The sequence below is a fragment of the Gryllotalpicola daejeonensis genome (assembly GCF_039538145.1).
GTDB lineage: Bacteria > Actinomycetota > Actinomycetes > Actinomycetales > Microbacteriaceae > Gryllotalpicola > Gryllotalpicola daejeonensis.
The window spans coordinates 1,929,996-1,943,511 of the sequence record NZ_BAABBV010000001.1 but is presented as its reverse complement, the minus strand read 5'-3'; the positions used below and the strand labels follow the sequence as shown (position 1 = coordinate 1,943,511).

Below are 13,516 nucleotides of genomic sequence, written 5' to 3'. Positions count from 1 at the left end.
GCGTGCCCTCGCGCTCTCGGCCGGCGTGTCCGTAGGTCACCGATTCGGGGAAAGCGCCCGCGTAACGGGATGTTTCACGGCTCGCGGCACCGAATCGGTGACCGGCGGGCTCGCTACGACGCGACGGCGGCATCCGAGCCGCCCCCGCTGACCGCCGCCCAGACCTCGTCGAGCGACAGGCCGAGCGCAGTCGTGATCGCGGCGATCGTCGCGAACGACGGCGTCGCCACCCGGCCGGTCTCGATCTTCCGCAGCGTCTCGGGCGAGATGCCCGCCGACAGCGAGATCTCGACCATGGAGCGATCGCCCCGGGCCGCGCGCAGCATCGCGCCCAAGCGCTGGCCGCGCTCGCGCTCGACGGGGGAAAGCGGCAGTCGGACCATGCGCCCAATACTAATACCGGTATAGAATTACCGCATGATCGAGATTTTCAGCCCGTCAGAGGTCGAGCGCGCGAAGGTGAGCGGCGCGTTCGTGGGCGGCGTGCTGCGCACGATGCGCGAGCGCGCGAAGGTAGGCACGAACCTGCTCGAGATCGACGCGTGGGTCGGGCAGGCGATTACGGATGCCGGCGCGGTGTCGAGCTACGTCGACTATGCCCCCTCGTTCGGGCGCGGCCCGTTCGGTCACTACATCTGCACCTCGGTGAACGATGCGGTGCTGCACGGTCTTCCGCACGATTACCGGCTGCGGAACGGCGATCTGCTGACGCTGGATTTCGCGGCATCCCTCGAGGGCATCGTCACCGACTCGGCCATCAGCTTCATCGTCGGCGACGCGGCGGACCCGGCCGACGTGCGCATGATCGAGACGACGCAGCGCGCGCTCGCCGCGGGCATCGCGGCGGCGGTCGCCGACGCGAAGATCGGCGACATCTCGCACGCGGTGGGCACGGTGCTCGAGGGTGCGGGCTACCCGGTGAACACCGAGTTCGGTGGTCACGGCGTCGGCACGACGATGCACCAGGACCCACACATCACCAACACCGGCCGCCCCGGCCGCGGCTATCGGCTGCGCCCCGGCCTGCTGATCGCGATCGAGCCGTGGATCATGGCCGACACCGCCACGCTCGTCACCGACGACGACGGCTGGACGCTGCGCAGCGCCACCGGCGCCCGCACCGCTCACAGCGAGCACACGATCGCGATCACGGACGACGGGCCGATCGTCCTCACCGCGTAGCCCTACGGGTGCGCCACCAGGATCCGCTGTGCGCCACTCGGATCCGAGCAGCGCACAGCGGAAGCCGGTGGCGCAAGCGCCTCAGCGGCTGTGGCGGGCCGGGCCCTCGCGCAGCGCGTCGTCGAGCGCGGCGAGCCGTTCGTCGGTGGGCGGGTCGATGGCGATGCGGGGGATGCCCGCCGCGAGCCCGCGCCGGGTGAGGCCGGCCTTCAGCACGCCGATGTCGGCCACGCCCGTCGCCGCGACGGCTGCGTCGATGCGCGGCTGCAGCCCACTTGCGTCGTCACCCGCGAGCACCGCCCGGGTCGCCTTGACGAACAGCTCGGGGAACACGTTCGAGACGCCCGAGACGACGCCGGCGAATCCCGCCTCGGCAAGCCTCACGAGGTCCAGGTCGTTGCCCGAGAACAGCTCGAAGTCGGCGGCCACGGCCTCGCGGTAGGCCTCGTTCTCGGCGAACGACAGCCCGGACACCTTCGCGCCGACGACACCGGGCAGTTCGGCGAGGCGCCCGAGCCCCTCCGGCGCAACCGTTGTGCCGGCGCGGGCGGGGAAGATGTACAGGTAGTGGGAAGCCTCACTCGAGGCATCCGTCACCCGCTTCACATGCTCACTCAGTGCCTGCTCGCCCGCCGGGAAGTAGTACGGCGTGATCGCCGCCAGCCGCGTCGCACCGGCGCGCGTCGCCGCCTGCGCGAGTCGCACCGTCTGCCGCGTAGTCGCAGCGCCGATGTGCGCGATGACGGATTCCGCGCCGAAGACCTCGAGCGCGGCCTCGATCACGGCGAGACGCTCGTCATCGTCGAGTGCCGTGAACTCGCCCGTCGTTCCGGGCGTAAAGACGCCGTCGACGCCGGTCTCCTGCAACCAGCCGAGCAGGCTGCGCGTGGCATCCAGATCGAGTTCGCCCTCGCCGTCGAAGACGGTGACCGGGGCGGCGTACAGCTGGAAGCGAGACGGCACAGTCATGCCGCCAGGCTAGACCGACCGCTACACCGCCTGAAGAGCGCGCACGGCGCTCGTGAAGAGCTGCCGGGGCTAAACCGCCTGAAGCGCGCGGAGCGCGCTTGTGAGGGCCGGGGCTAAACCGCCTGAAGCGCGCGGAGCGCGCTTGTGAAAAATCTGAGTCCATCGACGCCTGAGCGCATGCGCACACGGGTGTCGGGGCCGAAGCCCGGCTCGACCGCGTGCTCGGGGTGCGGCATGAGGCCGACCACGTTGCCGCGCTCGTTGGTGATGCCGGCGATGTCGTTGAGTGAGCCGTTGGGGTTCACGCCCTGATAGCGGAACACGACGCGGCCTTCGCCCTCAAGGCGCTCGAGCGTTGCGGCATCCGCGATGTAGCCGCCCTCGCCGTTCTTCAGCGGGATCACGATCTCTTCACCCTTGGCGAACTCGTTCGTCCACGCGGTGTCGGGGTTCTCGACGATGAGCGCCTGGTCGCGGCGGATGAACGCGCCGTGGTCGTTCGCGATGAGGCCGCCGGGCAGCAGGTGCGCCTCGACGAGCATCTGGAAGCCGTTGCAGATGCCGAGCACCGGAGTGCCGGCATTCGCGGCCGCGACGACCTCGGTCATCAGGGGCGACTGCGCGGCGATCGCGCCACAGCGCAGGTAGTCGCCGTACGAGAAGCCGCCGGGCAGCACGATCGCGTCGACGCCCTGCAGGTCGTGATCGCCGTGCCAGAGGGCGACGGGCTCCGCACCCGCGAGGCGGATCGCGCGCTGCGCGTCGCGCTCGTCGAGCGAGCCGGGGAAGGTGACGACGCCGATCCGGGCCATGCTCAGACCTCCGCGCCCTGAGCGGCGGGCGCGGGCTGCGCGACGTGCACGCCGACGACGTCTTCGATGACGGAGTTCGAGAGGATGTCCGCCGCGATGGCGCGAACGCGGTCGAGCAGCTCGGCCGTGACCTCGCCCTCGACGGTCAGCTCGAAGCGCTTGCCCTGGCGCACGCCGAACTCGCCGCGGCCGGTGCGGGCGAGGGCGCCGGCGATCGCCTTGCCCTGGGGGTCGAGCAGCTCAGCCTTCGGCATGACTTCGACGACGATCGTGGGCACGTGGTTCTCCGTCCGGTGCGGTGTGCGAGGTGCAGTCGCGATTCTACCGGGGGATGCCTGACCGTTTCGGATGCCGCAGGCTGAGGCATCCGCCCGCCCGGCCTTCGTTCACCGGCTATTAGTTGACACGAAATATTCCACGCGGAATACTCGATGCGGATCAAGCGACGGATGCCTCGATGTCGGAGGCTCTGAATAGCGTTTTCAGCACGTGTGGAAATGGGGTGATGCATGGTGATGACACCGTTGGCGATGGCCGCGCTGGCGCTGCTGAGTGAGCACCCCATGCACCCGTACGAGATGTACCAGACGCTGATCCAGCGGTCAGAAGACCGGATCGTCAAGGTGCGCCCGGGCTCGCTCTACCACACCGTCAACAAGCTCGAAGAGCTGGGCTTCGTCACGGCGACCGGAACGGACCGCGAGGGGAACCGGCCGGAGCGGACGACCTACGAGATCACCGAGCGGGGGCACCTGGCGCTCACCGAGCGGATCGCCTCGGTCATCGAGGCGCCTGAGTACGAGTTCCCGATCTTCCCCGTGGCGATCTCGCAGGTGCACCACCTGCCGCGCGAGCTGGTACTCAACCTGCTGCAGCGGCGCCTGCAGCAGCTCGACGCCCGCCGTGACTACATCGCCGAAGAGCTCAAGCACCTGCACCGCATGGAGCTGCCGCGCAAGTACTGGCTCGACGTCGACTACCTGCGTTCGCAGTACGACGCCGAGCGCGCCTGGCTCGAGCGCATCACGGGCGAGATCCAGTCGGGGTCCCTCGACTGGGACGAGACGAAAGCTTCCTCGCGGCCTGGGCCGCACACGACCTCCAAGCAGAAAGACGACTGAGCGATGACGACGACTCACCCGACCCACCCGAAAGAGGTCCGACCCTGGCCAGCGCTCTGGGCCCTGGTCATCGGCTTCTTCATGATCCTGATCGACACGACCATCGTGTCGGTCGCCAACCCCGCCATCCAGGAGGGGCTCAAGACGACGACGGACAACGTCATCTGGGTCACCAGCGCCTACCTGCTGACCTACGCCGTTCCGCTGCTCGTCACGGGGCGCCTGGGCGACCGCTTCGGCCCGAAGAACATCTACTTGACGGGGCTCGTGGTCTTCACGCTCGCCTCGCTGTGGTGCGGTCTCTCAGACAACCTGCCCGGCAGTGGCATCTCGAACCTGATCATCGCTCGCGCGGTGCAGGGCCTGGGCGCCAGCCTGATGACGCCGCAGACGATGGCGGTCATCACGCGCACCTTCGCCCCCGAGAAGCGCGGCACGGCGATGGCGCTCTGGGGTGCGACGGCCGGCTTCGCAACCCTCGTCGGCCCGATCCTCGGCGGCGTTCTCGTCGACGGACTCGGGTGGGAGTGGATCTTCTTCGTCAACGTGCCGATCGGCGTGATCGGGTTCGTCATGGCGGCGATCCTCGTGCCGAAGCTCGAGACGCACAGCCACACCTTCGACTGGCTCGGCGTGTTCCTGTCGGCGGTCGGCCTCTTCTTCCTGGTGTTCGGCCTGCAGGAATCCAACACCTACAACTGGAACGGCTGGGTGTGGGCGTCGGTCATCGGCGGTGTCGTGTTCATCGTGCTGTTCGTCGTATGGCAGGCGATCAACAAGAAGGAGCCGCTGCTTCCGCTCGGCCTGTTCAAAGACCGGAACTTCTCGCTGTCGAACGCCGCGATCTCGACCGTCGGCTTCTCGATCACCGCGATGTTCATCCCGCTGGTCTACTTCTTCCAGGCGGTGCGCGGCTTCACCCCGACCGAGTCCGCGCTCATGACGGCGCCGACTGCGATTTTCTCGATCGTGCTGGCTCCGATCGCGGGCCGGCTCACCGACCGCGTGCACCCGCGCCTGCTCGTGGTGCCCGGCGTCATCCTCACCGGCGGTGCGATCTGGCTCTTCTCGGTGATGATCTCGCCGACGATCTCGTGGCCGCTGCTGCTCATCCCGGCCGCTGTGATGGGTATCGGTTCGGCCTTCATGTGGGGCCCCATCGCGACCACCGCGAACCGCAACCTGCCGCCGCGCGCGGCGGGCGCCGGCTCCGGCGTCTTCAACACGACCCGGCAGGTCGGTGCCGTGATCGGCTCGGCGGCGCTCGCGGCGCTCATGACGAACCGCATCTCGACCGAGATCCAGAAGGCGCTGCCCCCGGGCAGCAAGACGACGGGCGGCAGCCTGATCTCATCGAACTCGACTCAGCTGCCCGCATTCCTGCGCGACGCGTTCACCAACGCGATGAGCGAGACGCTGATCCTGCCGGCATCCGTGATCTTGATCGGTGCGGTCTGCGCGATCTTCTTCGTGAAGCCGAACCACCTGCGCGGGGGAGCGGGCGAAGCAGCGACTGCCGAGGCGCAGGCGCCGGCGGGGGCGCACGCGGCCCCGCAGCCCGCGGTCGACTAGCCGAACGAGCAAGCGCCCCGATGCGGATCGATCCGCACCGGGGCGCTCTGCGTTCTGGGTTCTGCGGCCGCGACTGCCCGCGTGTCCGCACGTTTGCGCGTCTGCGCGTCTGCGCGTCTGCGCGTCCGCATGTCCGGGTTTTGCGTCCCGCGCCGACGGTTGCGCCTGCATTCGCGGGTGCGAACGTCGGCGGCGGGACGCAAAAGCGTCCCCGGTCGCAGGTACCCGCAGGCGCCGCGCTACGCCGTCAGGCGCTCGATGAGCTCGGCGTAGCGCTCGGCGGTCTGAGCCACGATCACAGCGGGCAGCTCGGGCGGAGTGCCCTGCTTGTCCCAGTTGGCGGCGAGCCAATCGCGCACGATCTGCTTGTCGAAGCTCGCCATGCGCTCTTCGGGCGTCCCGCCGGCGTTCCACGCGGCGAGGTCCCAGTAGCGCGAGGAATCCGAGGTGAGCACTTCATCGCCCAAGGTGATCACGCCGTCGGCGTCTGTACCGAACTCGAACTTCGTGTCGGCGATGATCAGCCCCTTCGCCTCGGCCGTCTGGGCCGCCGTCGAATAGACCTCGAGCGACAGGTCACGCAGCGCGGTCGCGGCATCCTCGCCGACGATCTCGACCATGCGCTCGAAGCTGATGTTCTCGTCGTGCTCGCCCTGCGGGGCCTTCCAGGCCGGGGTGAAGATCGGCTCGGGCAGGCGGTCGCCGTTGCGGAGGCCTGCGGGCAGCGGGATGCCGGTGACCGACTGAGACTCCTGGTACTCGGCCCAGCCGCTGCCGGTGAGGTAGCCGCGCACGACGCACTCGATCGGGAACATGTCGAGCGGCTTCACGAGCATCGAGCGGCCGGCGACCTCGGCCGGAATGCGGTCGGCACCCCCGGGCACGAGGTGGTTCGGCACGTCGAGCTGCGAGAACCACCAGTTCGAGAGCGTGGTGAGCAGCTCGCCCTTGCGCGGGATGCCGGGCTCGAGCACGTGATCGAAAGCGCTGACGCGGTCGCTTGCGACCACCAGCAGCTCCGCGGCGTCGGCCGTGTCCGAGCCTTCTGGCACGTACAGCTCGCGAACCTTCCCTGAGTAGACGTGGGTCCAACCGGGCAGCACCTGAGCAGTCACGCACCCCATGCTAGTGACGGGCTGGTGGGAAGCATCCGTCGCCCGTCTAATATGTAGTGACAGGCAACAAAGGAGTGCTCGTGGCAAACGAAGTCAACTGGTCGGCCAACTACGCCTACCGCGCGCAGACGATCGCGCGGCCGCGCACGATCAGCGAGCTGCAGGAGCTGGTGAAGCAGGCGACGGATGCCTCACCGCTGCGCGCCCTCGGAACGCGGCACACCTTCAACGACGTCGCCGACCCGGGCTCCGCCGGGACACTCGTCAACCTCGCCGAATTGCCCGCGACGGTCGAGATCGACGCAGAGCGCCGCGTCGTGCGAGTCCCCGCCGGCCTGCGCTACGGGGATGTCGCCATCGCCCTCGAGCAGCAGGGCTGGGCGCTGCACAACCTGGCGTCGCTGCCGCACATCTCGGTCGCAGGCGCCGTTGCGACCGCCACGCACGGTTCGGGCTCCGGCAATGCGAACCTCTCGAGCCGGGTCGCCGCGCTCACCTTCGTCGACGGCTCGGGCGAGCTCGTCACCCTGCGCCGCGGCGACGCCGACTTCGACGGCGCCGTCGTCGCCTTCGGCTCGCTCGGCATCGTCGTCGAGCTCGAGCTCGACATCGTCCCGACCTTCGAGGTCGCGCAGACGATCTACCTCGGCGTCCCGTACGAGCGCATCTCACAGGCCCTCGACCTGGCCTACAGCGTCAGCGTCTTCACCGACTGGTCGCCCGAGTCGATCAACCAGCTGTGGGTGAAGGCCGCTGTCGAGGCGCCGGCGGCTGAGGCATCCGTTCGCGAACTCGGCGCGACGCCCGCGCTGCACAAGATGCACATGATCGCGGGCCAGGACGCCGCCGCGACCACCGAGCAGTTCGGTGCGCCTGGGCCCTGGCACGAGCGTCTTCCGCACTTCAAGCTCGAGTTCCAGCCGAGTGCCGGCGAAGAGATCCAGACCGAATACCTGCTGCCCCGCCGCCACATCGCCGCCGCGGTCGACGCCGCGCGCGCACTGACCGAGCAGATCACGCCGTTGCTGATGATCAGTGAGATCCGCGCGATCGCCGCCGATTCGCTGTGGCTGTCGACCGCCTATTCGACGGGCGACGACGACTGGGCCGACGGCGCGGTCGCGTTCCACTTCACGTGGAAGCGCGAGCAGGCGGCCGTCGAGCAGGCGAGCGCGCTGCTCGAGGCGGCGCTCGCCCCGTTCGGCGCACGCCCGCACTGGGGCAAGGTGTTCACGGATGCCGCACGGGTTCCCGGTCTCTACCCGAAGTTCGAGGCGTTCCAGGCGCTCGTGGAGAAGTACGACCCGCGGGGCGTCTTCCGCAGCGACTACACGCGCCGCCTGGGCTTCTGAGCGCGCGTTGCGCCACTAGCTTCCGCTGTGCGCGCCTCGGATCCGAATAGCGCACAGCGGATCCTGGTGGCGCAACCGGCCAAGCCGGGTCAGCCGGCGACGCGCGCGGCGATGTCGGTGCGGTGCTGCGAGCCCTCGAGCTCGATGGCGTCGACCGCCTGATAGACCCGCGCGCGAGCCTCGGCGAAGTCGGACCCCAGGGCCACGACCGACAGCACGCGACCGCCGGTGGCGAGGAGGCCGACCGAATCCCAGGTGCCGGAGTCCACGGCATCCGGCAGCGAAGCGATCTCGGTCGCGGCGTGCAGCACCGTGACCTCTGGGATCGACTCGGCTACCTCTAGCCCCAAGATCGGCCGCCCGGTGACCGACTTCTCGGGGTAGCCCTCGCTCGCGATCACGACCGTGACGGCGACGTCGAGAGCGAACTCCGGGCGCGGCAGGCCGGCGAGGCCGCCGGTCGCCGAGGCGAGCAGCAGGCGCGACAGCGGCGTGACCAGCCGTGCGAGCACGACCTGCGTCTCGGGGTCGCCGAACCGCGCGTTGAACTCGATGACCCGGACGCCCCGCGAGGTCATCACGAGCCCGCAGTAGAGCAGGCCGATGAACGGCGTTCCCTCGCTCTCGAGCTGGCGCACCGTCGGCAGCGCGATCGTGTCGATGACCTCGTCGACGAAGGTGTCGGGCAGCCACGGCAGCGGCGAATAGGCGCCCATGCCGCCGGTGTTCGGGCCGCCGTCGCCGTCGAGCAGGCGCTTGAAGTCCTGGGCGGGGGTGAGCGGCAGCACGTCGTGCCCGTCGCTGAAGAGGAAGAGGGAGACCTCGGGGCCGTCGAGGAACTCCTCGATCAGCACCGGCCCGTGCTCGAGCCAGAAGGCCGCGTGGGCGACGGCGGCGGCGCGGTCGTCGGTGACCAGCACGCCCTTGCCCGCGGCGAGCCCGTCGGCCTTGATGACGTAGGGGGCGCCGAACTCGTCGATCGTCGACTCGACCTCGGCGATGGTGCCGGCCAGCTCGGCGCGGCCGGTCGGCACGTGCGCGGCCTCCATGATTCGCTTGGCGAAGGTCTTCGACCCCTCAAGCTGAGCGGCCGCCTTGCCGGGGCCGAATACCGGGATACCGCGCTCGCGCAGCGGGTCGGCGACGCCCGCGATCAGCGGAGCCTCCGGCCCCACCACCACGAGCTCGATGCTGTTGTCGACGGCATATGCCGTGACCGCGACCGGGTCATTCGCGTCGAGTTCGACAGTGCGCACGTCGCGCGCGATGCCGGCGTTGCCGGGGGCGGCGATGATGTCGTGCTGCTCGTCCTCGGAGAGCAGGCTGGTGATGATCGCGTGCTCACGCGCGCCGGAACCGAGGACCAGAATCTTCACCCCTGAATCGTACCGGCGCCCCGGTGGCAGACTTTCCCCGTGGCCAAGCGAGGAATCGACGACGCGACCGGCTTCGCGGCGGTGCGGGCGGTGCTCAACGAGACGACGGCGCCCGAGGCTGCCGAGGCGTCGCCGGCCGGCGCGCGCGACACGCTGGCGACGGCGGTGCGATACCTGCTGCAGCTGCTCGAGCAGAAGGCGCCGGGTCACACCGTCGAGGTGCGGGTGCCCCCGTTCGGAGCGGTGCAGGTCGTCGAGGGACCGCGCCACACGCGCGGCACGCCCCCGAATGTGATCGAGACGGATGCTTCCACCTGGGTCGCGCTCGCCGCGGGCCGCCTCACCTGGCCTGAGGCCGTGGATCTCGCGCGGGTCTCCGCCTCGGGGACGCGCGCGACGCTCGAGGGGCTCGTCCCGGTGCTTCCGCACAGCTTCGACTTGGGAGAATGAGCAGGTGACCGACGAGCACCCCGAGATCGAAGAGTCGACCGAGTCGACCCTGGTTGAGGTGCGCCGCACCCCGAACTACTGGAACTTCATGATCCTGTTCGCGGTGCTGGCCGGCATCGCGATCACGATCATCACCTTCTCGCTGCCCTACGACGCCGAAACGGCGACCTACAGCCGCGGCACGGTCTACGGCTTCGCGCTGCTGTTCTCGGTCGCCTTCGGCCTCGCCCTCGGCGCGGTCGTGGCGCTCATCGCTGAGCGCGTGTCGCGCCGAAGCATCCGCCTCGTCGAAGCCGAGAAGATCACGGGCCGGCTGAAGGACGTCGACGAGCCCGGGAACGCGGAGGAACCGCGCGACTGACGGCGCGCGTGCGCGACGGACGGCAGCGCACAACCCGACTCGGGTGGCTCGTGCAACTGCCGAGGTTCGCATGCATCGCGTGGGCCGCGTGCGTTGCGTGGACCGCCTGCGCCGGGGATAGAGGCCTTCCCTTCGCCGCACTTGAACGAGAGCACCATTTTTCGCGCCAATAGCACCAATGGTGCCGCGCCAGGGACGGTGCTTCTGGGCGCGACTGATTGTCTCTGGGCGCGACGGATTGTTTCTGGGCGCGAGGCACTGGTTCGAGCGGGGGGAAAAATGGTGCTCTCGTTCAAGTCGCGCCGGGGTGATGCCGGCGGCCGCGGCGGCGCGGCGCGCTCAGCTCAGCTGCGTTGCCTCGACCCAGGCGAGGTACTCCTCCGAGACCGTTCCGGTCACATACTCGCCCGTGAAGCAGCTCATCTCGAGGTCGGTGATCTCGCTCTGGCCCTCGAGGATCGCCGACTTCATGTCCTCGACCGACTGGTAGATCAGGTTGTCGGCACCGAGCAACTGCGCGACCTCGGGGATCGAGCGACCAGAGGCGACGAGTTCCTTCCGCGACGGCATGTTGATGCCGTAGACGTGCGGGAAGCGCACCGGCGGGGCCGCTGAGGCGAACGTCACCTTGTTGGCGCCGGCGTGCCTGGCCATGTCGACGATCTCTTTCGAGGTCGTGCCGCGCACGATCGAGTCGTCGATGATCAGCACGTTCTTGCCGCGGAACTCCGACGACATCGCGTTCAGCTTCTGCCGCACCGAGCGCTTGCGCTGCGCCTGCCCCGGCATGATGAACGTGCGGCCGACGTAGCGGTTCTTGTAGAAGCCCTCGCGATACTCGATGCCGAGCTTTTGGGCCACGTTCATGGCGGCTGGGCGCGACGAATCGGGAATGGGCATGACGACGTCGATGTCGCCGGCCTCGGTGTAGCGCGTGACGGTGTCGGCCAGGCGGTCGCCGAGGCGCAGACGAGCCTCGTACACCGAGATGCCGTTCATGATCGAGTCGGGGCGAGCGAGGTAGACGTATTCGAACGAGCAGGGCACGAGCCGCGGCGAGCGCGCGCACTGCTGCGAGAACAGCTGCCCGTCGAGTGTGATGAAGACAGCCTCGCCGGGGGCGACGTCGCGCACGACTTCGTATTCGCCGGCCTCGAGCACGAGCGATTCGCTCGCGACGATCCACTCGTCACGGTCGTTGCCTGCGGCCGTGCGACGGCCGAGGACGAGCGGGCGGATGCCCCACGGGTCGCGGAACGCCAAGAGGCCCTGCCCCGCGATCATCGCGATCGTGGCGTACGACCCCTCGACGCGCTCGTGCACCTGCGAGACGGCGGCGAACACCTGGTCGGGGGTGAGCTCGCGACCCGAGATCTGCCCCTCGAGCTCGGTGGCCAGCACGTTCACGAGCATCTCGGTGTCGCTCGTGGAGTTCATGTGGCGACGGTCGATGCGGAAGAGATCCTCGGTGAGCTCGCGCGTGTTCGTGAGGTTGCCGTTGTGGACCAGGATGATGCCGTACGGCGCGTTCACATAGAACGGCTGCGACTCCTGCTCGTTCGCCGCGTCACCCTTGGTCGCATAGCGCACGTGCCCGACGCCCATGTTGCCGAGCAGAGCGCGCATGTCTCGGGTGCGGAACGCCTCGCGCACCTGGCCGCGGGCCTTGTGCATGTGGAACATCGAGCCGTCGGCGGTCGCGATGCCGGTCGAATCCTGACCGCGGTGCTGCAGCAGAAGAAGGCTGTCGTAGACCTGCTGGTTGGCCGGCTCGGTTGAGACGATTCCGACGATGCCGCACATGAGCTAAGCGGTCTCCATTTGTCGAGGATGCTGTTCCGGGAACCCGGCGTTGCCAGTTTCCCATATGGGTGCACGGGATGCCTGAGCACCCGCTGGTCGACGCGGCGAACGCCCCCGTGGTCGGCTCGGCGAAGCCGAATGGAGACCGGCGGCTACGGTGGAACCGATGGCACCGGCATCCGTTCTCACTCGCTCTCTCACCGCCATCATGGCGGTGTCGTGCGGCCTGCTGGTCGCCAATCTCTACTTCGCGCAGGCGGCGATCGAGCCGATCAGCCGCGAGCTCGGAATCTCGCCCGGATCAGAGGGCCTCGTCGTCACGCTGACCCAGTTCGGTTACGCGGCGGGGCTGCTGCTGATCGCCACGCTCGTCGACGTCGTCGAGAACCGACGCCTGGTGCTCATCACCGTCGCGGCGACCATCGTCGGGCTGATCGGGGTCACGGCGGCGCCGAGTGCACCGGTGTTCCTGCTCGCGGCGTTCGTCGTCGGCGTCTCGTCCGTGGGAGCGCAGGTCGTGATCCCGCTCGCGACCCACCTCGCCCCTGCCGAGCACCGCGGCCGGGTCATCGGGGACCTGATGGCGGGGCTGCTCGGCGGCATCATGCTCTCGCGGCCGTATGCGAACTTCGTGACCGGCCTGCTCGGCTGGCGCTGGGTGTTCGGCATCTCGGCGGGAATGATCCTGGTGTTGCTGGTGGTGCTGTGGCTCCGGCTGCCGGGGCGCCAGCCGGAGCATCCGGTCGCCTACGGAAAGCTGCTCAGCTCGACCTTCGGCTATCTCGCCAGCTCGCGCGTGCTGCAGCGGCGCGCGGCCTATCACGCGCTCGCCTTCGCGGCCTTCAACTTCTTCTGGACCTGCGCACCGCTCATGCTGCACGCCACCTTCGGCCTGAGCCAGCTGCAGATCGCGCTGTTCGCGCTCGCCGGAGCGGGCGGCGCGCTGGTCGCGCCGCTGACCGGCCGGCTCGCCGACCGCGGCCACGCGCGCATGATCACGGGCGTGGTCTTCGCCGTGATGGCGGCGATGTTCCTCGTCACCGATTGGGCGGTGGGGGTGCGGATGCTGGTGCCGCTCATCGTCGCGGGGGTGCTGATCGACGCCGCGACTCAGGGCAACCAGGTCGCGGGGCAGCGGATCATCTTCGGCATCTCGCCCGAGGCCCGCGGCCGGGTGAACAGCGCCTACACCTTCACCTTCTTCCTGGGCGGCGCGGTCGGCTCGTTGCTCGCGCCGTTCGTCTATGAGGTGGGCGGTTGGAGCGCGGTCGCGATCGTCGGCGCGTCGATCGCCGTGTTCTCGCTGCTGCTGTTCCTCACCGAGCGCATCGACCGCAGGCACCACGAGCAGTACGCGGCCTCGAGCTGACGGACGGCGGCCCGCGGAGCCGCCCCGGCGGCAG

Annotated in this window: 14 protein-coding genes; 7 read left to right on the top strand and 7 right to left on the bottom strand. The window is 69.1% G+C overall.

Annotation, left to right across the window (positions count from 1 at the left end; all coding sequences use genetic code 11):
• Positions 1 to 113 precede the first annotated feature (113 nt).
• Positions 114 to 383, bottom strand: a complete 270-nt coding sequence (locus ABD736_RS09495) for a helix-turn-helix domain-containing protein (RefSeq protein WP_344791512.1) — start codon at positions 381 to 383, stop codon at positions 114 to 116.
• A gap of 34 nt (positions 384 to 417) precedes the next feature.
• Here ABD736_RS09495 and map point away from each other — a divergent pair, with 34 nt between their 5' ends.
• Positions 418 to 1,182, top strand: coding sequence for a type I methionyl aminopeptidase (gene map, locus ABD736_RS09490; protein ID WP_344791511.1), 765 nt, complete (start codon positions 418 to 420; stop codon positions 1,180 to 1,182).
• Between the two features lie 81 nt (positions 1,183 to 1,263).
• Here the strand turns inward: map and ABD736_RS09485 are convergent, their stop codons facing one another.
• The 3 genes from ABD736_RS09485 to ABD736_RS09475 all read right to left on the bottom strand — a co-directional run bounded on the left by ABD736_RS09485 (position 1,264) and on the right by ABD736_RS09475 (position 3,241).
• Entirely contained in the window at positions 1,264 to 2,151 is an 888-nt protein-coding gene (locus ABD736_RS09485; protein ID WP_344791510.1) for a dihydrodipicolinate synthase family protein, read from the bottom strand.
• A gap of 113 nt (positions 2,152 to 2,264) precedes the next feature.
• The gene (purQ, locus tag ABD736_RS09480) at positions 2,265 to 2,963 is read right to left on the bottom strand and encodes a phosphoribosylformylglycinamidine synthase subunit PurQ (protein ID WP_344791509.1); all 699 of its coding nucleotides are present in this window, start codon (positions 2,961 to 2,963) and stop codon (positions 2,265 to 2,267) included.
• A gap of 2 nt (positions 2,964 to 2,965) precedes the next feature.
• Positions 2,966 to 3,241, bottom strand: coding sequence for a phosphoribosylformylglycinamidine synthase subunit PurS (locus ABD736_RS09475; protein WP_344791508.1), 276 nt, complete (start codon positions 3,239 to 3,241; stop codon positions 2,966 to 2,968).
• A 231-nt stretch (positions 3,242 to 3,472) separates the two neighbouring features.
• Between ABD736_RS09475 and ABD736_RS09470 the strand changes: the two genes are divergently transcribed.
• Both ABD736_RS09470 and ABD736_RS09465 read left to right on the top strand, forming a co-directional pair.
• A complete protein-coding gene (locus tag ABD736_RS09470; RefSeq protein WP_344791507.1) occupies positions 3,473 to 4,084 on the top strand; it encodes a PadR family transcriptional regulator in 612 nt (203 codons plus the stop codon).
• A gap of 3 nt (positions 4,085 to 4,087) precedes the next feature.
• On the top strand, positions 4,088 to 5,656 hold the full coding sequence (locus ABD736_RS09465; RefSeq protein ID WP_344791506.1) for a DHA2 family efflux MFS transporter permease subunit: 1,569 nt from the start codon (positions 4,088 to 4,090) through the stop codon (positions 5,654 to 5,656).
• Positions 5,657 to 5,895: 239 nt separating this feature from the next.
• On the opposite strand, the gene ABD736_RS09460 is transcribed toward ABD736_RS09465, so the two are convergent.
• The gene (locus tag ABD736_RS09460) at positions 5,896 to 6,780 is read right to left on the bottom strand and encodes a phosphoribosylaminoimidazolesuccinocarboxamide synthase (protein ID WP_344791505.1); all 885 of its coding nucleotides are present in this window, start codon (positions 6,778 to 6,780) and stop codon (positions 5,896 to 5,898) included.
• Between the two features lie 71 nt (positions 6,781 to 6,851).
• Here ABD736_RS09460 and ABD736_RS09455 point away from each other — a divergent pair, with 71 nt between their 5' ends.
• On the top strand, positions 6,852 to 8,123 hold the full coding sequence (locus ABD736_RS09455; protein WP_344791503.1) for an FAD-binding protein: 1,272 nt from the start codon (positions 6,852 to 6,854) through the stop codon (positions 8,121 to 8,123).
• 89 nt (positions 8,124 to 8,212) lie between these two features.
• On the opposite strand, the gene purD is transcribed toward ABD736_RS09455, so the two are convergent.
• Positions 8,213 to 9,499, bottom strand: a complete 1,287-nt coding sequence (gene purD, locus ABD736_RS09450) for a phosphoribosylamine--glycine ligase (RefSeq protein WP_344791502.1) — start codon at positions 9,497 to 9,499, stop codon at positions 8,213 to 8,215.
• Positions 9,500 to 9,538: 39 nt separating this feature from the next.
• Here purD and ABD736_RS09445 point away from each other — a divergent pair, with 39 nt between their 5' ends.
• On the top strand, positions 9,539 to 9,949 hold the full coding sequence (locus ABD736_RS09445; RefSeq protein WP_344791501.1) for a sterol carrier family protein: 411 nt from the start codon (positions 9,539 to 9,541) through the stop codon (positions 9,947 to 9,949).
• A 4-nt stretch (positions 9,950 to 9,953) separates the two neighbouring features.
• Positions 9,954 to 10,310, top strand: a complete 357-nt coding sequence (locus ABD736_RS09440) for a hypothetical protein (RefSeq protein ID WP_344791500.1) — start codon at positions 9,954 to 9,956, stop codon at positions 10,308 to 10,310.
• Positions 10,311 to 10,649: 339 nt separating this feature from the next.
• Here the strand turns inward: ABD736_RS09440 and purF are convergent, their stop codons facing one another.
• Entirely contained in the window at positions 10,650 to 12,113 is a 1,464-nt protein-coding gene (purF, locus tag ABD736_RS09435) for an amidophosphoribosyltransferase (RefSeq protein WP_344791499.1), read from the bottom strand.
• A 166-nt stretch (positions 12,114 to 12,279) separates the two neighbouring features.
• Here purF and ABD736_RS09430 point away from each other — a divergent pair, with 166 nt between their 5' ends.
• Positions 12,280 to 13,482, top strand: a complete 1,203-nt coding sequence (locus ABD736_RS09430) for an MFS transporter (protein ID WP_344791498.1) — start codon at positions 12,280 to 12,282, stop codon at positions 13,480 to 13,482.
• The last annotated feature ends 34 nt before the right edge of the window (positions 13,483 to 13,516 follow it).